General features: G+C 62.1%; 20 protein-coding genes. 8 read left to right on the forward strand and 12 right to left on the reverse strand.

Features of this window, described 5'->3' with window-relative positions; translation table 11 throughout:
• Window positions 1-502: 502 nt before the first annotated feature.
• Window positions 503-1,147 (reverse strand): maleylpyruvate isomerase family mycothiol-dependent enzyme, encoded by a 645-nt coding sequence (locus tag AOC05_RS01365; RefSeq protein ID WP_062005021.1) that lies wholly within the window; start codon window positions 1,145-1,147, stop codon window positions 503-505.
• A gap of 300 nt (window positions 1,148-1,447) precedes the next feature.
• Here AOC05_RS01365 and AOC05_RS01370 point away from each other — a divergent pair, with 300 nt between their 5' ends.
• Entirely contained in the window at window positions 1,448-2,071 is a 624-nt protein-coding gene (locus AOC05_RS01370) for a TetR/AcrR family transcriptional regulator (protein ID WP_062005022.1), read from the forward strand.
• Entirely contained in the window at window positions 2,068-3,708 is a 1,641-nt protein-coding gene (locus AOC05_RS01375) for an MDR family MFS transporter (protein ID WP_082357672.1), read from the forward strand. The genes AOC05_RS01370 and AOC05_RS01375 overlap by 4 nt, the downstream gene beginning before the upstream one ends.
• 77 nt (window positions 3,709-3,785) lie before the next feature.
• Here AOC05_RS01375 and AOC05_RS01380 read toward each other — a convergent pair whose 3' ends face one another.
• Genes AOC05_RS01380 through AOC05_RS20510 form a run of 4 tightly spaced genes read right to left on the reverse strand, consistent with a single transcriptional unit; the run spans window position 3,786 to window position 5,633 of the window.
• Window positions 3,786-4,475 (reverse strand): ABC transporter ATP-binding protein, encoded by a 690-nt coding sequence (locus AOC05_RS01380; RefSeq protein ID WP_062005024.1) that lies wholly within the window; start codon window positions 4,473-4,475, stop codon window positions 3,786-3,788.
• A 3-nt stretch (window positions 4,476-4,478) separates the two neighbouring features.
• Window positions 4,479-4,874 carry a hypothetical protein gene (locus tag AOC05_RS20500; RefSeq protein WP_062005026.1) on the reverse strand — a complete coding sequence of 132 codons (396 nt, stop codon included), beginning with the start codon at window positions 4,872-4,874 and terminating at the stop codon, window positions 4,479-4,481.
• Window positions 4,856-5,518 (reverse strand): ABC transporter permease, encoded by a 663-nt coding sequence (locus tag AOC05_RS20505; RefSeq protein ID WP_335337617.1) that lies wholly within the window; start codon window positions 5,516-5,518, stop codon window positions 4,856-4,858. The genes AOC05_RS20500 and AOC05_RS20505 overlap by 19 nt, the downstream gene beginning before the upstream one ends.
• A complete protein-coding gene (locus tag AOC05_RS20510) occupies window positions 5,511-5,633 on the reverse strand; it encodes a hypothetical protein (protein WP_315899746.1) in 123 nt (40 codons plus the stop codon). Before AOC05_RS20510 ends, AOC05_RS20505 begins: the two co-directional genes overlap by 8 nt.
• Window positions 5,634-5,947: 314 nt before the next feature.
• Between AOC05_RS20510 and AOC05_RS01400 the strand changes: the two genes are divergently transcribed.
• Both AOC05_RS01400 and AOC05_RS01405 read left to right on the forward strand, forming a co-directional pair.
• On the forward strand, window positions 5,948-7,021 hold the full coding sequence (locus AOC05_RS01400; RefSeq protein ID WP_062005032.1) for a lipid II:glycine glycyltransferase FemX: 1,074 nt from the start codon (window positions 5,948-5,950) through the stop codon (window positions 7,019-7,021).
• A 71-nt stretch (window positions 7,022-7,092) separates the two neighbouring features.
• On the forward strand, window positions 7,093-8,607 hold the full coding sequence (locus AOC05_RS01405; protein ID WP_315899747.1) for a threonine/serine ThrE exporter family protein: 1,515 nt from the start codon (window positions 7,093-7,095) through the stop codon (window positions 8,605-8,607).
• A gap of 35 nt (window positions 8,608-8,642) precedes the next feature.
• On the opposite strand, the gene AOC05_RS01410 is transcribed toward AOC05_RS01405, so the two are convergent.
• Window positions 8,643-9,497: a siderophore-interacting protein gene (locus AOC05_RS01410; RefSeq protein ID WP_062005034.1), complete on the reverse strand. Its 855-nt coding sequence runs from the start codon at window positions 9,495-9,497 to the stop codon at window positions 8,643-8,645.
• Window positions 9,498-9,579: 82 nt separating this feature from the next.
• Complete coding sequence (locus AOC05_RS01415) at window positions 9,580-10,344, reverse strand: uracil-DNA glycosylase (RefSeq protein ID WP_082358094.1); 765 nt, start codon at window positions 10,342-10,344, stop codon at window positions 9,580-9,582.
• Between the two features lie 257 nt (window positions 10,345-10,601).
• Between AOC05_RS01415 and AOC05_RS01420 the strand changes: the two genes are divergently transcribed.
• The 4 genes from AOC05_RS01420 (at window position 10,602) to AOC05_RS01435 (ending at window position 14,520) form a co-directional block, all read left to right on the forward strand.
• Window positions 10,602-10,820 (forward strand): DUF3263 domain-containing protein, encoded by a 219-nt coding sequence (locus AOC05_RS01420; protein ID WP_154606440.1) that lies wholly within the window; start codon window positions 10,602-10,604, stop codon window positions 10,818-10,820.
• Between the two features lie 43 nt (window positions 10,821-10,863).
• On the forward strand, window positions 10,864-11,475 hold the full coding sequence (locus AOC05_RS01425; protein ID WP_062005036.1) for a LytR C-terminal domain-containing protein: 612 nt from the start codon (window positions 10,864-10,866) through the stop codon (window positions 11,473-11,475).
• Between the two features lie 321 nt (window positions 11,476-11,796).
• Window positions 11,797-13,425, forward strand: a complete 1,629-nt coding sequence (gene groL / locus AOC05_RS01430; RefSeq protein ID WP_062005040.1) for a chaperonin GroEL — start codon at window positions 11,797-11,799, stop codon at window positions 13,423-13,425.
• A gap of 102 nt (window positions 13,426-13,527) precedes the next feature.
• Window positions 13,528-14,520, forward strand: a complete 993-nt coding sequence (locus AOC05_RS01435; protein ID WP_062005042.1) for an RNase H family protein — start codon at window positions 13,528-13,530, stop codon at window positions 14,518-14,520.
• A gap of 14 nt (window positions 14,521-14,534) precedes the next feature.
• Here AOC05_RS01435 and AOC05_RS01440 read toward each other — a convergent pair whose 3' ends face one another.
• The 5 genes from AOC05_RS01440 to AOC05_RS01460 form a co-directional block, all read right to left on the reverse strand.
• A complete protein-coding gene (locus AOC05_RS01440; RefSeq protein ID WP_062005044.1) occupies window positions 14,535-14,828 on the reverse strand; it encodes a WXG100 family type VII secretion target in 294 nt (97 codons plus the stop codon).
• A gap of 106 nt (window positions 14,829-14,934) precedes the next feature.
• Window positions 14,935-16,479, reverse strand: coding sequence for a sensor histidine kinase (locus tag AOC05_RS01445; RefSeq protein ID WP_082357674.1), 1,545 nt, complete (start codon window positions 16,477-16,479; stop codon window positions 14,935-14,937).
• Window positions 16,480-16,484: 5 nt separating this feature from the next.
• Window positions 16,485-17,195, reverse strand: a complete 711-nt coding sequence (locus tag AOC05_RS01450) for a response regulator transcription factor (RefSeq protein WP_062009198.1) — start codon at window positions 17,193-17,195, stop codon at window positions 16,485-16,487.
• An 87-nt stretch (window positions 17,196-17,282) separates the two neighbouring features.
• A complete protein-coding gene (locus tag AOC05_RS01455) occupies window positions 17,283-18,644 on the reverse strand; it encodes a sulfatase (protein ID WP_062005046.1) in 1,362 nt (453 codons plus the stop codon).
• A complete protein-coding gene (locus AOC05_RS01460) occupies window positions 18,641-19,057 on the reverse strand; it encodes a hypothetical protein (RefSeq protein WP_062005048.1) in 417 nt (138 codons plus the stop codon). Before AOC05_RS01460 ends, AOC05_RS01455 begins: the two co-directional genes overlap by 4 nt.
• Window positions 19,058-19,063: the final 6 nt, after the last annotated feature.

Consider the following 19,063-nt stretch of genomic DNA (forward strand, 5'->3'; position numbering starts at 1 on the left):
CCGTGCGGAAGGCGACCTTCAGCCGCCGGGACTATGAGCGCCGGCAGATCCGCCTAGAGAAGGAAGCAAACGAGAAGCAATGAAAGTGCGACAGGACCATGCAGTTTCGGAGCGCCGAGGCCCATCAATCCTGCCTCGTTTTACCGGAGGTCCAGACAGCCATAGGCGCCGCACGGCCGCTGCTGTCCGGCGCTCCTGGCGGATTTCTCTTCAACGTTCTCGGATCCCCACTTAGCGACTGAACCGCGGTCCTCCGCGTGCGCGCTCCCTGACCCGCTGTCGGAACTCCTCGGGCATCCCGTACGACGTTCCGCTTGCGGACGCATCTACTCGACGCCGTGTGTATAGTGCCACGTCAACTTCTCTCCTAGGCTCAATCCCAGCGTCTTTCGGATCGTCGTCCGAAGGGGTGGCATGTGGGTGCCCCCACTGACGGGCAGCATGGTTGCGTCGTAGGCCTCACCTGCAAGGGTGCCGAAGAACGTGGCGGATTGGGCCAACGTCAGGAAAGTGAGCGGTGCATGAGGGTTGCTGCGCCTGGCCCAATCAGTTCATTGACGGCTACGGGCCGTCCTGATACGGAGAGTAGAAGGGCAATCATGGGGCCCCGGACCTCGTGGCCGGACCCATGTTCGAAGGCGCCGTCAGAGGCGATAAATCGCAACCCCTCTGCGTATTCTTTGCCGCCGCCGATCTTGACGGAAGTTCTCAGCTGGTAGTCCAGCGCGGTTGCTACGTGAGCCGGGGAATAGTCCCGCCTGATCGCAACGGCGCGGCGGATGTCCTCTCCGTGCACGAAGGCTTCGACCAGCCGAGTTGCCAGCGGCGCCGGGGGGCCTGATGTCCGGGTCGACACGGCACAAAACTCAGCCAGTGTAAGACGGGGATCGTGGGCGCGTTCTCGGGTGACCCCCGTGGCATTGTCGCGATCGAAGTTGAAGCCGGCAGCCATCATGCGTCGGGCAAAGCCCAATCGGGTTGTCTTCGCAGTATCAACGAGGTGAGCGAGCACGTCATGTACATTCCAGCCGACGCACAATGAGGGCGTCTGCCACTGCGCCTCCTCGAGGAGCTCTAGGTCATGGATAAGGGCACGACGTTCGTCGTGCACCACTGGCCAGATGATGGAGCCCTGCCTCGACGTCATCACACTAATAAATCAGTAGCAAGCACTTCGGTGCAAGTAGCAGCCTTGCTTGGGCCCTGCACCAAGTCTCGATAGCAGGAAACCCCTTGACGCTGCGATTGATGCCGTTTCACCGATTGCTTCATTGAATCGTCCCGAAAGAGGTACGACTACTGGGCACGACAAAACGCGAGTATTCATAATCAGTCGAAGTGGGATGTGCTTCTCAGGTGTAGCAGGCATGCCCCGTGTGAGGGAAAACATGCACCGATACAAATTTTGCACTTGTGCAAGAAGTGCGCTGGTGCATAAACTGTAGTCATGCAAAAAAAACCTGTGCCCCTGCGCGAGCGGAACCGGCTGGATACGTGGGCGTTGATCCACAACGCGGCGTCGTCCCTGGCGCTCGAAGGAGGATTGACCCATGCGACGGTGGAAGCCATCGCCGAATCCGCCGGAGTCTCCAAGCGAACGTTCTTCAACTACTTCCCCACGAAGGAAGACGCCGTGCTGGGCATCCAGGCGCCCACTCTCACCGCGGACGCGGAAAACGCGTTCCGGACCAGTGAGAGTCCGGACCTGTTCGGACGCACGGTTCACCTGATGGTGGCCGTGATCCGCACCATGTTCCCGGCTGAATCCTTCACCTCGCAGCGCAGGGAGCTGTCAAAGCAGTTCCCGGAGCTGCGCAAGCGGATGGTGGAACATGTCGGTGCCGCCGAGCAGCTCGTGGAGTCAGTGCTGATGGAGCGCTATAACGACCACGACGCGTTCCGTGCGGGGCTGCCCGGCGGCCGAGACAGCGCCGCGGCGCTGCTCATGCTGGCCGGCACGGTCACGCGCTTCACCTATAAGCGTGATCCAGGTGCAGCGTTCTCCGACGGGGCAGGGGCAGTCGATGAAGCCATTGAAATCTTTAGAGAGGTAATACAAGCAACCTTATGAGTACCCCAACACCAGCTATTGCGCCGGCCGACCCCGGCGCCAAGCGCAAAATCGTCTTACTTTTCACCGGCTTGATGGTCACGATGCTTTTGGCGTCGCTGAACCAGACCGTCCTCTCCAGTGCGCTGCCCACCATTGTGGGCGAGCTCGACGGTGTCGAGCACATGGCCTGGATCATCACGGCTTTCATCCTGGCCTCCACCATCATGATGCCGGTATATGGGAAGTTGGGTGACCTGCTGGGCCGCAAGCCCATGCTCTTGACCGCCATCATCCTCTTCACCGTGGGCTCCATCATCGGCGCCCTGGCCCCTGACATGAGCACCCTGATCGTGGCCCGCGTCATTCAGGGACTGGGAGGCGGCGGTCTGATGATTCTCTCGCAGGCCACCATCGCCGATGTCGTCCCTGCCCGTGAGCGTGGCAAATACATGGGCATCATGGGTGGGGTGTTTGCGTTCTCCTCCGTGGCCGGACCGCTGATCGGTGGAGGGTTGACAGAGGGTCCTGGCTGGCGCTGGACGTTCTGGATGAACGTGCCGTTGGCCGCGCTGGCCATCTTGGCCACCATCTTCTTGCTTCACGTGCCGCGCAAGACTTTCGATGTGCGCCCCAAGATCGACTACCTCGGCATGATGCTGATTGCTCTGGCCACCACGGCACTAGTTTTGGTGGGTACCTGGGGCGGCTCCGAATTCGCCTGGAATTCCCCGGAAATCCTGGGGTTGATCTTCGCCGCAGTGGTCACTGGTGTTTTGTTTGTCGTCGTGGAAAACCGTGCCGCCGAGCCCGTCATGCCCATGATGCTGTTCAAAAACCGCAACTTCAACCTGACAACCATCGCCGGGCTGCTGACAGGCATCGCCATGTTTGGTGCCATCGGTTACATGCCCACCTACATGCAGATGGCCACCGGCTACTCCGCCACCCAGGCGGGCCTGCTGATGATCCCCATGATGGCGTGCATGCTAGTTGTTTCGGTGATTGTTGGCCGACGCGTTTCCACCACCGGACGGTACAAGGTTTCCCCCATTGTGGGCTCAGTGATCCTGGCCGCATCGTTGATGCTCCTGTCCACCATTCACGCCGATTCGCCGATCTACCTGATCTGCATCTACTTAGGCCTCATGGGCATCGGCTTGGGTGCTAGCATGCAGATCCTGACGCTGGTGGCGCAAAACTCCTTCCCCATGAAGTTTGTGGGCACGGCCACCGCCGGCCAAAACTACTTCCGGCAGGTAGGCGCCACTTTGGGTTCCGCCGTCGTCGGCGCCATGTTCGCCAACCGGCTCAAGGAACTCATCGTGGAGAAAATGCCGGCCGGATCCGGTTCAGGGAGCGGGAACTCCTTCACGCCAACCCTGGTCAATGCCATGCCGGCCCCCATCAGGACGGCCGTGATCGAGTCCTACAACGAAGCGCTGATCCCGCTGTTCCTCTTGATGGTTCCGCTGGCCCTGCTGGCCGCCGCTGTGCTGTGCTTCGTCAAGGAAGTGCCGTTGGAGACCAAGCTGGACCGCGACTCCACGGTGGATATCGGCAATGCCTCCATCGAGGAATTTGAGCAGGCCATGGTGGGGAACGACGCCGGCCACCAGGATAAGCGCGAATCGTCGGTTACTCCGGCGGGGAAGTAGGCGACGCCAAAGCCACACGCTGACGCGGTGGTGACCAAGAATCAACAGATTCGTGGGCACCACCGCGTCAGCGTCGTTTAAGCCCGTACTTTTGGTGTGTCCTCGGTGATCTTGCCCCGGGACACGCGGAACTTTCGGTCCGTTTGGCCAGCCAGGGCCTGGTCATGGGTGACCACCAGGATGGCGGTTTCCTTCTCGTGGGCCAGCTGGTGCAACAGTTTGATGATCATCTCCCCGGTCTCGTCGTCCAAGGTGCCTGTGGGTTCATCGGCCAGGATCAAATTGGGGTTGTTGGCCAGCGCCCGGGCAAGGGCGACACGCTGCTGCAGGCCACCAGAGAGACGGTTGGCTTTGCGCTGGTGCATTTCCTCGGTCAGGCCCACCTGGTTGAGTCGTTCGTCGGCGCGTTCGCTGCGCTTGGCATGTGAGACGCCGGCGAACTCCATGGGAAGCATGACGCCTTCTTGGGCCGAGAGATTGGGGATCAAATCGTACGCCTGAAACACAAAGCCAATGTCGTCCCTGCGGTATGCGGTGAGTTTACCGTCGGGCAGTTTGGAGATGTTCACCCCGTCCACAATGACATCTCCGGAGGTGGCTTTGTCCAGGGCTCCCAGAAGGGAGAGCAGGGTGCTTTTGCCGCCGCCGCTCTTGCCAAGGATCGCGGCAAACGTTCCTTGCTCGATGGCGAAACTTACCCCGTTGACGGGTCTGATGGTCTGATCGCCAGACTTGAATGACTTGACGACGTCGGTAACACTCAGCATCGCTTATTCTCCTCGCAGGACTTCGATGGGGCGGACCTTTGCTGTCAGCAGGGCGGGGATGAGTGCGCCAATGGCGGCGATGAGCAAGATCCCCACAATGCCAAGGACCAGGGTTTGCGAGCCGACTGAGGTGCTGATGGTGCCGATCAGCTGGTCGGCGCCGGCCAGTGCGCCACGAGTGCGGGTAAAGCCGCCGCCTGCCCCGCCTGCCGCGCCTGCGGCTTCACCGGCTTCACCGGCTTCACCGGCTTCACCGGCTCCGCCGAAACCGCCCCCACCAGTACGGGTGGCGGTGGCCCCGGAGGAGGTGTTTGCGGCAACCAGGGCGCTGACAATCGGGTTGCTGCTGAAGGCCGCCACCACGGCACCCACCACCGTGCCTAGAACCACCAGGACCATGGCTTCAAGACACCAATTTCGTGGCGGCGTTCACGGACCACCATGATCATGATCAGCAGGATAATCAGGCCGGCCGTTATCAGGGAGGCGATGAGGGGGATGCTTTGTACGCTCCCTAGGGAGCTGATGGCGGACTGCAGATTTGCCGAACCCGAAGTAGCGTCCACACTGCTGGCTCCGAGTGCTGCGGTCAGTGCAGTTTGGGTGCTTGCGATGTTGTCGATGCTGTCGACCACAACGGTGAAGCTGCTGAGCTGGCCGGCTTGGTTGGTCAGGGTATGCGTGGCCGCCAGCGGCAAATAGATGCCGTAGTTATTGAAGGCGTCACCGGCGTCGAAGATGCCGGAGACCGTCATGGCAGGGTCCTGCACGGTAAACGTTGAGCCCACCGTGAGGTTGTTCTTGGTTGCCAAGGGACTGCCCGCCAAAGCCTGGGTGGAGGCGTCTGCAAAGTCCGTCAGCGCCGTCCCGCTGGTGAGATTGATGGCCGTTCCGGTGGCGGTGGTGGAGGCGGAAACACCAGTAGCCTGAATCGGAATGCTAAAGGTTGGGGTGGTGGTTGAATCGCGGTGCTTCCTGAGCTGCTGGAGCCGCCGTTGCTGTTGTTTCGTTACCCCAGGGTTCCCGGGGGGGCCACTACGGATTCAAGACTGGTGGTGCCGCTGGCACCAAATCCGCCGTCTGGTCCGCCCCGTGCGGGTTGCCGCCACCCAAACCGCCACGTGAGCCTGCCGGGTTGACGGTGAGGTTGTTTCCCACGAAGCCTTAAGTGAGTCGACCTTGCTGCCGACCGCCTGGTTGGACACCAACATGGCCAGGGCTCGGCCAATGGCCACCGCCAAAATGACCGCGACGGCGCCGCTACGCACCTTATTGCGAAACGCGTTGCCCACGCTTCGGGAAACCACACCCATGACCTGTTCCTGCCATTTTGGCCGCCCTCGCGGCGGCCGTTGCCTCCAAGTTCTGCGCGCTGGTGTGGCGTCTACAAGGTGCGGGCTGTGAGTGGGCTGTGAGATGGTTGGCCGGTAGACTGGGGGAAGCGAATACATGCCGACGTAATTGAGGGTCTCTTGCTGGAATTTACCGCCCGATTTGCCACCGCCGCCGAGATTGACCAATGGGACACCTTGGTTACGGCGAACCCCAACGGGGGCAATCTGCTGCAGTCAGCCGCCTTCGCGGCAGTCAAAAAAAACTACGGATGGAATACTCAATTCATCGCCTTCCAGGGCCCCGGCTACACCAGCTACAACCTGGTGCTGGAAAAGGACTTCCCGCTGCTGGGCAAGTTATGGTATCTCATCAAGGGCCCAGATGTGCCCACCGTGGAGGACATTCCGGCGATGATGCAGGCGCTGCGCGTCTTCAACCGCAAGGCCAAACTGAACGTGTTCGCCGTGAAAATCGAACCGGATGTTGTTGACTCAGAGGAAGCCAGGGCGGTGCTTGTCAGCGCTGGCTTGGTGAAGTCCGCGGACCTGCAGCCCAACGACCACACTGCCTTGCTGGACATCTCCCCGGAACCCAACCAGTTGCTGCGCAATCTGCATTCTCGTGGTCGCAACGCCGTCCGACGTGCCCTCCGCGAAGAGGTTGAGGTGGTTCGTATGGAACCCACCGAATCCACCATGCGCAGCATGTATGAGCTCATGGTGGGCACCATCACCGCCAAATCCACCAGCAAGGCCCGCGACTTTGCGTACTATCGCCAGTTCTGGAGCGAATTTTGTTCGCGCGATCAGGGCCGTTTTTACTTTGTCTACGAAGACGGCGTCCCCTCGGTGGGGGCGTTTGTTATCAACTACGGAATCAAAGCCACGTATAAGGACGGCGGGTCGCTCCAGCAGCGCAAGCAGTACGGCGATTCCCACCTGGTGCAGTGGGTGGCCATCAACGACATGTTGGAGCTCGGGGCCCGGGAGTATGACTTCTGCGGGACGCCGCCGTCGGCCAGGCTCAAGGACCCCACCCACCCCCACCACGGCCTGGGCCTGTTCAAGACAAGCTTCACCAAGACTGTCACCGATTTTGTGGGCTGTTACGACCTGGTGCTCAGCCCGCTGCGGTATAAATTGTTCACAAGCTTCGCCGAACGAGTGTTCCGACAGTTGTATACGCGGCGCACCGGGCAGCAGTTCTACTAAACCTTTTGTGATGTTCGACGTCGGCACCGGCCGCCGTCGGGCACCGCGGGTCCTGGCTTCAAGGAGAGCGGATGAGCGACAGCTCCAAAGACCGGGAACACCAAAACCGGCACCACCAAGACAAAGCGCCCAAATCTAGGACGGCACCGCCCGCCGGGATGATCCCGCTGGTCCCTCAACCGCGGCCCAACAACGCTGCACGCAATGTGCTGCGCCGCCTGGTCCAGAGCGAAACGCCTCCCACGGCGCCGATGAACATTGTCCAGCGCCTGGCTGGCAGCCCGTACGCCAATCCCATGATCCAGGTGGGCAAGGTCGAAGAATCTTCCCGAAAGAGCATTGACTTCGCCTTGCTCCTGGCGGAGACCATGTTCCGCTACGGGGCAGGCGCCATGGAAGTGGAAACCTCCATCATCGCCGTCACAGCCGCTTTTGGCCTGCGCGGAATCGAAGTGGACATCACCAACCAGTCGGTGATCATCAACTACGCCCGGCGTGATGGGATCCCCATCACAGTGCTGCGGGTGGTGCGTTCCTGGACCAACAATTATGCCGGGCTGGTGCAGGTGCACGAGTTGGTGAGCGAGATTGTCAGCGGAGGGGTTGCTGTGCCGGAGGCCCACCAGCGCCTCTATGTCATCATCAAGCGGCCCAAACCGTTTCCGCGGTGGATGGTGTCAGTGGCCGAGGCTGTATTTGTGGCCGCCGTGGTGGGTGTCATTGGCGGCTCCGTCTTTGGCATGCTCGTGGCGTTGCTGGCCATCCTGCTCGTCAGCCAGGTGGCGCGGGTCCTAGGAAAATGGCTTGTTCCCGACTTCTTCATCACGGCCGTCAGCTCCTTCATTGTCACCGCTGTGGCAGTCTTGTGCTTCATGTTCCATGTCCCGTTGAGCCCGTCGCTGGTGGTTGCGGGAGGGATCTTGTTGATGCTGCCGTCGGGGCGGCTGGTCTCGGCCGTCCAGGATGCCATCAACGGTTTCCCCGTCACAGCTGCGGGCCGATTCCTCTCAGCGTTCCTGACCTTTGGTGCCATTGTGGGTGGCATCGCCGTCGCCCTCGTCACCAGCGCGCTTTTTGGCGCCGAACGTCTCAATGTTGCCGAACCGATCGCAGGCTCGCAGCCACTAATTTTGGTGCTTCCGCTTGTTGCCGTGGCCACGGTGGCCATTTGCATTGCCGAGCAAACTGCCGCCCGGCTGCTGCTGCCCACCATGGCTGTTGCATTGGTGGGATACCTTTCCTACTACGTCAGCTTGGAGGTGGGCCTGGGTGACCGGTTCGCGCCGGCGCTAGCGGCCGTCATCGTCGGCGTCCTGGCCCGCGTTGTTGCCCTACATTTTCGCTCACCACAATTGGTGGTGGCGGTCCCGTCCATCATCTTCTTGCTGGTGGGACTGTCCATCTTCCGGGCCATGTTCGTGCTAACCCTCACCCCCGAGGATTCCGGCGTCGGGGCCCTGGGACTCTTCAACGCTCTGGTGGTCATCTTGGCTGTGGCGGCCGGCGTGGTCCTAGGCGACAACATCGCCCGCCCCTTCGCACGCAGAAACGGTGTCAAGGACAAGCGCAGGAACCGACGGCGGTAACCTGTCACTTGGGCCTGGAGGCGGGGCGTCGGTGGCTACAGGATCTTGCCGATGGGCTGCTTCTTCTCCGCCTGGAAGTAGTCCTCGGTGCGGCCGTAGGCCCAGTAGCCCGAGATTGAGACCTGGGAGCGGTCCAGGCCACGCTGTTTGAAGAGGACATCGCGGAGCTTCTTGACGTATTCGCGTTCCCCGTGGACAAACGCATCCACGGGGCCCTCCATCCACGGACCGGCCGTAACGGCGTCTATCAGCGCGGTGCTTTCGGCTGGGGTGGCGCCATCCCTGAAGAGCCAGGTCACGGCCAGGCCCTCTGGCGCGTGAATCGGCTGGAGGTCCGCGGCGGTGTCGACCTCAAGAAAGGCGTGCCCCAGGGCGTCGGCCGGCAAGGACTCAATGGCGGCCGCGATTGCCGGCAGGGCTGCCTCGTCACCGGCGAACAGGTACCAGGCGGCGTCGGGGTCGGGCCGGTAGGCACCGCCGGGGCCCGAAAAGATGATGCGATCCCCGGGTGCGCAGCTGGCGGCCCATGGCCCGGCCAGGCCGGTTTCCCCATGCAAAACAAAGTCGATGGCCACTTCCTGTGCCGCCATGTCAACCCAGCGCAGCGTGTAGGTGCGGGTGGCCGGCCACTGCTCGCGGGGCATGGACTCGCGCAGGGCAAAGACATCCACTGGTTCGCTGTAGTTGACCCCGGGCTGCAGGAAATGGATTTTCACATACATGTCGGTGGCGTCCTTGGCGAGAAAATCTGTCAGCGCCGGCCCACCGGCCACGATGCGCACCATGTGCGGGCTGAGCACTTCCTTGCGCAACACCGCCAGGGCGAATTGGGCGCGGGGCTTGACCGCGGGGGCTGTAAACGGTTTGGTGCTGGCTTCAGCGGGGTTCACTTGTTCACTCCTGAACGGGCGGCGGGATGAAACACAAAGGCGGCGAAGTTAGGTATACCTAACACTACCAGCTTGCCGGGGACTAGGCCCGGAGCGCCCAATCGATGGGGGAGGCCCCCTGCTCTGCCAGGGAGGCGTTGACGCGACTGAAGGGCCGTGAGCCAAAGAACCCGCGTGAGGCCGACAACGGGCTCGGGTGGGCCGATTCGATGATGGAGGTCCGGCCTAACGTGGGTGCCAGCTTTTGTGCGTCTTTCCCCCACAGGACGCTGACCAGTGGCTTGTCTCGGGCCGCCAAAGCCTCGATGACCGCGCCGGTGACCTCTTCCCAGCCGCGACGGCGGTGTGAGCCTGCCGCGCCCGGCGCCACCGTCAGCACCCTGTTCAGTAGCAGGACACCCTGCTCCGCCCAGGCGCTGAGGTCGCCATGGGGGGCCGGTGCGATGCCCAGGTCGCTCTGGAGTTCCTTGTAAATATTCTTCAGGCTGCGCGGCAGCGGACGGGTCGTCCTGTCTACGGAAAACGCAAGACCCACCGAATGGCCTGGGGTGGGGTAGGGGTCCTGGCCCACTATGAGGACCTTGACCGCGGCCAGCGGGGTTGACAGCGCACGCAACACCTTGGTGGGTGGAGGCAGGAAGGAAGATCCGGCGTCGTATTCACGCTGGAGCATGCGACCCAAGGACTGCAAGCTGGCCTCCATCGGCAGCAGTGTTTGTGCCCAGTCCTGGGCCAGCAAGGACAGCGGGTCGCGGGCCAGCGCCGTCAGGGCCTGCAATTGGGCCCCGTCCCAGGCGGGGGACGAATGGGGGGAAGGAAAATCAAAGAGGCTGGGGGTGGAGTCCATGGTCCCATTCTCACGGTTGTGGGGCCAAGTTGTTCCCTCCACAGGCCGGGCCAGGTGTTGTGTTTTCCACAGCTGGGCGAATGACATGGTTGTGGTTCGCCCCTATCATGGAAGGGAAGAGTGGCTCCGCGACGGCGCCGCTGAAAAAAGTCAGACGCTGAATTGGAGAATTTGTGGCGGAAACATCCGGGCAGGTGCCGCATGCGCCGGACCCTGGGGGAGAAACTGGTGCTGGTTTAAGCGAACGGGACACTGCGATGCTGGACCTTGAACGGCAGTGGTGGAAGTACGCCGGCGCCAAGGAACAAGCCATCCGGGAGCTGTTTGACCTGTCGGCCACGCACTACTACCAAATCCTGAACGCTTTGATCGACACGGACGCCGCACTGATGCATGACCCCATGCTGGTCAAGCGGTTGCGTAGACTACGTATGACGCGCCAGAAGGCACGAACCGCACGCCGGCTCGGCAATTGACGCCCACTCACACTGCCTCACCTCTGAAGGACAGCACTGCACTATGAGCAATTACCCGCGCGATGAATTCGACCGTGTCCCGGAAAATTCGGCACGCCACGGCGTTCACCGAGCCTCGCTGGAAACTCCCACGCGCTCTCTGTTGCCGCTGATGATCTTCGGTGTGGCGGCGTTGTGCATCGGCGTGTTGGCGTTCTTCGTCGTGCCCAAAATCGCTGGCAACGACACGGCCGCCCCGCCGCCCCCAGTGGGTCAAAGCGCTGCGGCGACGACGGCGCAAACCTCTTCCGATGTGCTGCCGAGCCCCACCTCTTCTGCGACGCCGACAACGACGCAGGCGCCAACCCCCGAACCCACTGCTGCACCCACCCCCGACTCCGTGGTTGACAAGAGCACGCCGGTGGCCGTGTACAACGGGACAGGCACACCCGGGCTGGCTGCAAAGTACGCCGCGCTGGTGACCGCAGGCGGCTGGACGGTGTCACAATCTGCCAACTGGGGCGGGCTGCCCCAGGCGACGTCAGTGATTTTCTACAGCGGCGTGACACAAAAGGCCAATGCCCAGGCACTGGGAACACTGCTGAACATCACAAACTTGGTGGATACCGCCGAGCTGAAGATTCCGCTAACAGTGGTGCTGGGGCCTGGAGCGTAGCTTTCAGAACCCGCGCCGTGTGCATTTGCTGTGCACCTGGATCGGGTCCGCAAATGTCAAGAGGGAGTTCGCCCGCAGCACATTGACGGCCCCGCGCTTGCACTCTCGGGTGTCGAGTGCTAATTATTGACTTAGCACTCTGAGGTGGTGACTGCTAGTTTCTAAGCAGCGCATCGCCGTCGGAGGTCATAACTTTCCTCATGTGGTGAGGATTTTGGTGCAGGCGTGAAAGAGATCGCCGGTTCCTGATCCGTCCGTCGCGGGCACCGCACGCAGGGAAGCTGAGTCCCAAATGACCGTCCCGAAAGGACTGAAGCCTACATGGCCAAGATCATTGCATTTGATGAAGAGGCACGCCGCGGCCTTGAGCGTGGGTTGAACATCCTCGCCGACGCCGTCAAGGTCACCTTGGGCCCGCGCGGCCGCAACGTTGTTCTTGAAAAGAAGTGGGGAGCCCCCACGATCACCAACGATGGTGTGTCCATCGCCAAGGAGATCGAGCTCGACGATCCCTACGAGAAGATCGGCGCCGAGCTCGTCAAGGAAGTCGCCAAGAAGACTGACGACATCGCAGGCGACGGCACCACCACAGCCACCGTTTTGGCACAGGCACTGGTCAAGGAAGGCCTGCGCAACGTCGCGGCCGGAGCCGATCCGCTGTCCTTGAAGCGGGGCATCGAGAAGGCTGTTGCAGCCGTCATCGAGGAGCTGCTGGCTTCCGCCAAGGAAATCGAAACCAAGGAAGAGATTGCCGCCACGGCGTCCATCTCCGCCGGTGACACCGAGATCGGTGCACTCATCGCCGAGGCCCTGGACAAGGTTGGCAAGGAAGGTGTTATCACCGTCGAGGAGTCCAACACCTTCGGCCTGGAGCTTGAGCTCACCGAGGGCATGCGCTTCGACAAGGGTTACATCTCCGCGTACTTCGTCACCGACACCGAGCGCCAGGAAACGGTTCTTGAAGACCCGTACATCCTGATCGTGAACTCCAAGATCTCCAACGTCAAGGATCTCGTCGCCGTCCTGGAAAAGGTCATGGCTTCGAACAAGCCGTTGCTGATCATCGCCGAGGACATCGAAGGTGAGGCTCTTGCCACGCTGATCGTGAACAAGATCCGCGGCCTGTTCAAGTCTGTCGCCGTCAAGGCTCCGGGCTTCGGCGACCGCCGCAAGGCCCAGCTCGCGGACATCGCCATCCTCACCGGTGGTCAGGTCATCGCCGAAGAAGTTGGCCTCAAGCTGGAAAACACCACCCTTGACCTGTTGGGCAAGGCCCGCAAGGTTGTTGTCACCAAGGACGAGACGACCATTGTTGAAGGTGCTGGCGACGCCGAAGCCATCGCAGGCCGTGTGGCCCAGATCCGTGCCGAGATCGAAAACTCCGATTCCGACTACGACCGCGAGAAGCTGCAGGAGCGCCTGGCCAAGCTGGCCGGCGGCGTTGCAGTCATCAAGGCCGGAGCCGCAACCGAGGTTGAGCTCAAGGAGCGCAAGCACCGCATCGAAGATGCTGTGCGCAACGCCAAGGCTGCAGTGGAAGAAGGCATCGTCCCCGGCGGCGGCGTTGCCCTGATTCAGGCTGGCGTGAAGGCATTCGCTAACCTGAACCTGAGCGGCGACGAGGCCACTGGCGCCAACATCGTCAAGGTTGCCATCGATGCGCCGTTGAAGCAGATTGCCTTCAACGCGGGCATGGAGCCCGGCGTCGTTGTCGACAAGGTTCGCGGTTTGCCCGTAGGCCACGGACTGAACGCCGCAACCGGCGTGTACGAGGACCTGCTCGCAGCTGGCGTCAGCGACCCGGTCAAGGTGACCCGTTCCGCACTGCAGAACGCGGCTTCCATCGCCGGCCTGTTCCTGACCACCGAAGCAGTGGTGGCCGACAAGCCTGAGAAGGCTGCTCCCGCCGGCGGCGGCGGCGACGACATGGGCGGCATGGGCGGCTTCTAACCGCCTGCTCCACCCGTTATTGTTTGCACCATAGGCGTCCTTTCCCTTGCGGAAGGGGCGCCTTTGGCTTTTAGTGTCACCGCCATCTGAAAGTATGGATGCATGACTATTATTGCTGCCGCCGATGGTTCGGCCCTTGGAAATCCCGGACCCGCCGGCTGGGCCTGGTACGTGGATGAGAACTGCTGGCGTGCCGGGGGTTGGCCGCACGGTACCAACAACATGGGCGAGCTCATGGCCGTCCTTGACCTCTTCAAGTCAACGGCCCATCTGCCCAGAGAGCCGCTGCATATTCTGTGCGACAGCCAGTACGTCATCAACTCGGTTACCAAGTGGATGCCAGGTTGGAAGCGCAAGGGTTGGAAGAAATCAGACGGCAAGCCGGTTCTGAACCTTGAATTGCTCAAGGAGATCGACGCGGCACTGGTGGGCCGCAAATACACCTTTGAGTGGGTAAAAGGCCACGCCGGCCACGAGCTGAACGAGGCAGCGGATGTTCGCGCCCGTGACGCCGCCACCGCCTTCCAGGCCAAGCGCGCCCCGCGAGAAGGACCAGGCTTTCCCGGTGCGGACACGGCCCGGGCAGGCGCGTCGGCCTCGGCCGCTGCGCCTGTTCCCCCTAGGGAAACACCCGCCAGTCCCGGAGTTACCCCAACAGCGCAGGCACTTTTCCTCCTCCCCGACGAGCCACAGCAGCTGGATCTGTTTTTTGGCGTTGACGACGAGCCGGACCCCGCATACAACAGTGTCCCCGACGACGGGCTCAAGATACTGGTGAACCTGGAACGAGAGCTGATGGATCCAGAGTTCAGGACCGACGCGTCCAAGCTCGCGATGTTGCTGCACAAGGACTTCACTGAGGTGGGCGCCTCCGGGCGGTCCTGGACCCGCGAGGAAGCCATCACTGCCCTTGGTGGGGATCAACCCGCAGATGCGACACTGGAGGTCCTCACGCTTGATCTGGTGGATGCGGAAACAGCCCTGCTCACGTACCGGAGCGTGGAACCGCGCGGCAGCGTGCTGCGCAGTTCACTGTGGCGCCGTGACAGTGGCCGGTGGCAGTTGCGTTTCCACCAAGGAACCCCGGAAGCATAAGCGCTGCACGCCAGTCACCGGGCCGTGAACATCCTGGTGTTGGCGTCTTCGGCCTGTGAGTACTGCGTGGCCGCCATGGACAGCGCGGAATTGATGCTCTCCAAGGACGCCTCCACCCTAATCTGCGTGGCGTGCCATTCCTGCAGAAGTGCCTGAAAATTGGTGGCAGCCGAGCCCGTCCATGTGCCTTGCAGATCCAGAAGGTTCCGTTTCATGGCGTCCACCTCCATCCGAATACGGTCAACGGATGCCTTGACTGCAGTACTTTTAATGGCAAGATCGTCGCTGTTGACGTTAAAGATGGCCATGGCGCACTCCTTAGAAAGGGGTTGTTCAGCTGGGATACTACGGATACTTCCACCGTAGTTCCGCTTTGGAACAGTCAAAAGCGCTGGGCAGGCAATTGTGAACGACTCAGCCGATCGGTGCACCTGTGGAGGAATCAATGGTGCCGCCAGGAACCGGATCGTCGGCGCTCTCCGCCGCGTCGCCGTCGTCCAAGGCCTTGAAAGGCAGTTCAATGGCAAAGGTAGCGCCACCGCCTGGGGTCGCCTCCACCCTCACGGTACCGCCGTGGGAGGCCACAATGGCGGCCACAATGGCCAAGCCCAGGCCGCTGCCGCCGGTATTCCTGTCGCGGGAGGAATCAGCCCGGTAAAAGCGTTCAAAGACGCGCGCGGCGTCGTCCTCGGAGATGCCGGGGCCGTGGTCGCGGACCTTGATCACGGAGAACTTTTGGCCCACGCGATCCTGGATGCCTACCATGATTTCCACGCGGGTGCCCTCTGGGGTGTAACGCAGCGCATTACCCATCAGGTTCGCCACTACCTGGCGCAGTTTCGCCTCGTCGCCCACCGTGGGGGCAGGGGCTCCCTTGCCGCCGTCCAGGCCCACGACGGTGAAGACCCGCTCCCGTGCGCTGGCACGGGCGTCGAGGACGGCGTCGTGGCCAATGAGCAGCAGGTCAACAGGCCTGAGCTGTAGCGGGCGCTGTTCGTCAATGCGGGCCAGCATCAGCAGGTCCTCCACGAGGGAGCCCATGCGTTTGGCTTCACTTTCAATCCGCCCCATTGCCATGCCCACATCCTCCGGGCCTTGCAGGGCGCCGTGCCGGTAAAGCTCGGAGAAGCCGCGGATGGTGACTAGGGGTGTGCGCAGTTCATGGGAGGCGTCAGCTACAAAGCGTCGCATACGCTTTTCAGACGCCGTCCGGGCGGCAAAGGCATGCTCAATGTGGGCCAACATGGTGTTCAAGGACCCGGAAAGCCGGCCCACTTCGGTGGCAGGATTTTCGATGTCCACACGCCGGGAGAGATCGCCGGCAGCGATAGCGGCAGCGGTTTTCTCCACCCTTCCCAGCGGGCGGAAAGACCGCGTCACTGTCCAATACGCAATCATGGTGCCCAAGGTGACGGCAAGGATGGCCACGCCGGCAATGGCGACGGCTAGCCGTTCCATGGTCATATTGAGGTTCTCGTAGGGCAGACCAACCACCACATAGCCCTCGAGGTCACCGGATGCACTCGGGGCATCGGTGGGGCCCAGGGAAAACGACAGTGGCGCAATGACGGTGATCCGCCACGGGGCGGCGCCGTCGCTGCTGGGCACAGTGAACTTCTTGCCGTTCAGCGCCGTGGCCTGCGCCATGGTGTACGCAGGATAGACAGGTTTGTCCTTGCCAGAGCGGTTCTGGGCCGCTAGGGCTGAACTGTCAAAGTGGAAGCCCACATAGTAGTCAAAGCCAAACGGTGACGCGCCCGTACTCTGCGAATCAACGGTGCCAAAGACGGCGATGGATTTTTGGAACGTTGTCAGCTGCGAATCCATCTGGTCTTCCAGAAAGGAATGTAGCAAAAGAAACGTCGTGGCACCCAGCGCCAGCAGCGAAACGCTCAGCAGCGCGCTGATGATCGCCACCAACTGTGAGCGCAGTGAGGCGTTCTTCCACAACGTAATCAATGTTCTTAGCGCTTATCTGCCGCCCGCAGCACGTATCCCACGCCGCGCTTGGTCTGGATCAGTGCAGGGAGCGTCGCATCGGTGTCCACCTTGCGGCGCAGATAGGAGATGTAGGACTCCACAATGGAGGCGTCGCCGTTGAAATCGTATTCCCAGACGTGGTCAAGGATCTGAGCCTTGGAGAGTACCCGGTTGGGATTGAGCATCAAGTAGCGCAGCAGCTTAAATTCGGTGGGGGAGAGTTCCACAGTCTTGCCGGCGCGGCGGACCTCGTGGGCGTCGTCGTCGAGCTCCAGATCGGCGACGCGCAGGACCGCGTCGTCGTCCTCCGTGGGCTGGGTGCGGCGCAGCACAGCACGGATGCGGGCAACCACCTCATCCAGGCTGAACGGCTTTGTCACGTAGTCGTCGCCGCCAACCGTCAAACCGGTGACCTTGTCCTCGGTGTCGTCCCTTGCCGTCAGGAACAGGACAGGGAAGTGTCTTCCAGCGGCGCGTAGACGGCGGGTCACTGTGAAACCGTCCATGTCCGGGAGCATGACATCGAGCACGGCCAAATCTGGGTTGTGTTCCTCGGCGGCGGCCAGGGCCTCGCGCCCATTGGCTGCGGCAATCACTTCAAATCCGGCGAACCGGAGAGAGGTTGAGAGTAATTCACGGATATTGGGCTCGTCGTCAACAACGAGCAGCTTAGCTTCGGGTCCGGTCTTCTTCACCATTTGAGTCTCCGACCATTTGCTGGGAATAAGCTGAATATTCCGTGGGTAAGTACTGTCAGCATACGCTCAGGGAGTTCCCAGCGGCTAGTAGGGGATTGAAAAGATTTCCTCACGCTGGTGCTCAGTAGCGGTGTGTGGCAGCACGAGCTTCTTCAAAAACGCGCGGTCCTGGTGCTCCACCGCCCACTGGAACAAGAGTTCCCGCATCTCCTCCAGCACGGCCGAGCTGGCTGTCTCGACTGCCAGGTTGCGCAGCTCCCCAGGGTCGGCGACGACGTCGTGCAGTTGTTCGCGGTGAAGCCCCCAGTTGTAGACCGCGTACTTGTACCTGTCGTGTATCAGGGCGCGACCGGTTGTCACGGGTCCGCCCTGCGGGCCGTCGGTGAACGTCGTTTGTACCACCACGGGGGCCGGTGCTGAGGCCTCCGACGGCGAGCTCCGGGACAGCGCCGCACAGCAGACTGCCGAGCCGACGGCGAGCCCGACGGGTGTGTCGATGCCGGCTACCTCGCACAGCGTGGGCAGCAGCCCCAGCACGGCCGCCACGGGTGTGTCCACCTTCTGCGGTGCCGCGCCGGGCACCCGCAGCAGGTAAGGGACGCGAATCGATTCCTGATACAGAGCAGTCTTTTGGTTCCAGCCGTGGGAGGCGTCGCCGTCGCCGTGGTCACTGATGAACACGACGGCGGTCCGGGACAAGTCGATCCCCTCCAGCAGCGCCCCGATGCGCCGGTCCACACGCTCCACCAGTTCCGCGTAGGCGCCACGGTAGTGGCGCCAGTGGTCGGGACCGAAACCGGAGGCGCCGTAAACGTTGGCTGCACGGGTTTGTTCCACACCCAACGCCACGGGGGCATAGGGCGACGGCGGAAAGTTGGCGGGCAGCGGCGGTGCTGCGCCGGTGGAGGTGGGCTGCGCATCCCCGTAAGGCATCGGCTGGCTGCGGGCGTATTCGCAAATCGTATGAGGGTCGTCAAAGGAAGCCACCAGCAGGAATGGCTTGGTGTCCTGCCGGTCTTCCCGGGCGCCCAGCCAGCTGTGGCAAGATTCCACCAGTCCCTGGTCCCCGAAAGGGTGGATGGCGGTGAACCCGTCGGCCTCCTCGGCGCTGGCTGCCCGGGCGTGCCACTTTCCCGCATACGCACAGTCGTAGCCGTGTGCCGCAAACCAGTGGCCCAACGACTCGGGCCCGTGGCCCGGTTCCGGCAGGGAACCGGGGGCGCCCTTGGCGTTGGACATGATGCCCAACTGGTGCGGATACCGCCCGGTGACCATGGCACTGCGGGCGGGCACGCAGAGCGGAAATGGCGTGTAGGCCTGTGTGAACATCGTCGACGCGGCGGCGAGTCTGTCCAAGTTCGGCGTACGGAAATGTGCGTCGGTATCTTTGCTGCGTTCCAGGGCGTGGGCTGCGAACTGGTCTGCCATGATGAGCAGGATGTTCATGGGGCTCCGATCAGGGTGGCCAGGGCGGACTCTCCTGCCCAACGCTGTTTCGCGTCGGCCAGGGCGGTGCGCAGCCCGGCGGCATGGTGGCTGATGCGCGTTGCGTCGGTGATGTTGGACTGTTCAAACGGGGCGTTTGCGAGGTCGTACAAGGAAGTGGATAGCCCGTGGACGGGGTGGAAACTCGCCACGAACTTGCCTATGGCCGTGCGCAGGCCCCGGATGCTCACATCGTCGGCGTTGCGTGGGTAGTAGAAGTAGAGGGTATGCGGAGTCGTGAGGGGAGGGGTAAGCGCTGCCGCCGTGGGGTGGGTGTGGCTGAGCAGAGAGGCTGAGACGTCTTTGCCTTGCATGTGTTCGGGCACCTGCCCACCAAAGCCCAGGATCCCCAAAAGGGTGGGCGCGATGTCCACGCTGGA

This window comes from Arthrobacter alpinus (assembly GCF_001294625.1).
Classification (GTDB): Bacteria; Actinomycetota; Actinomycetes; order Actinomycetales; family Micrococcaceae; genus Specibacter; species Specibacter alpinus_A.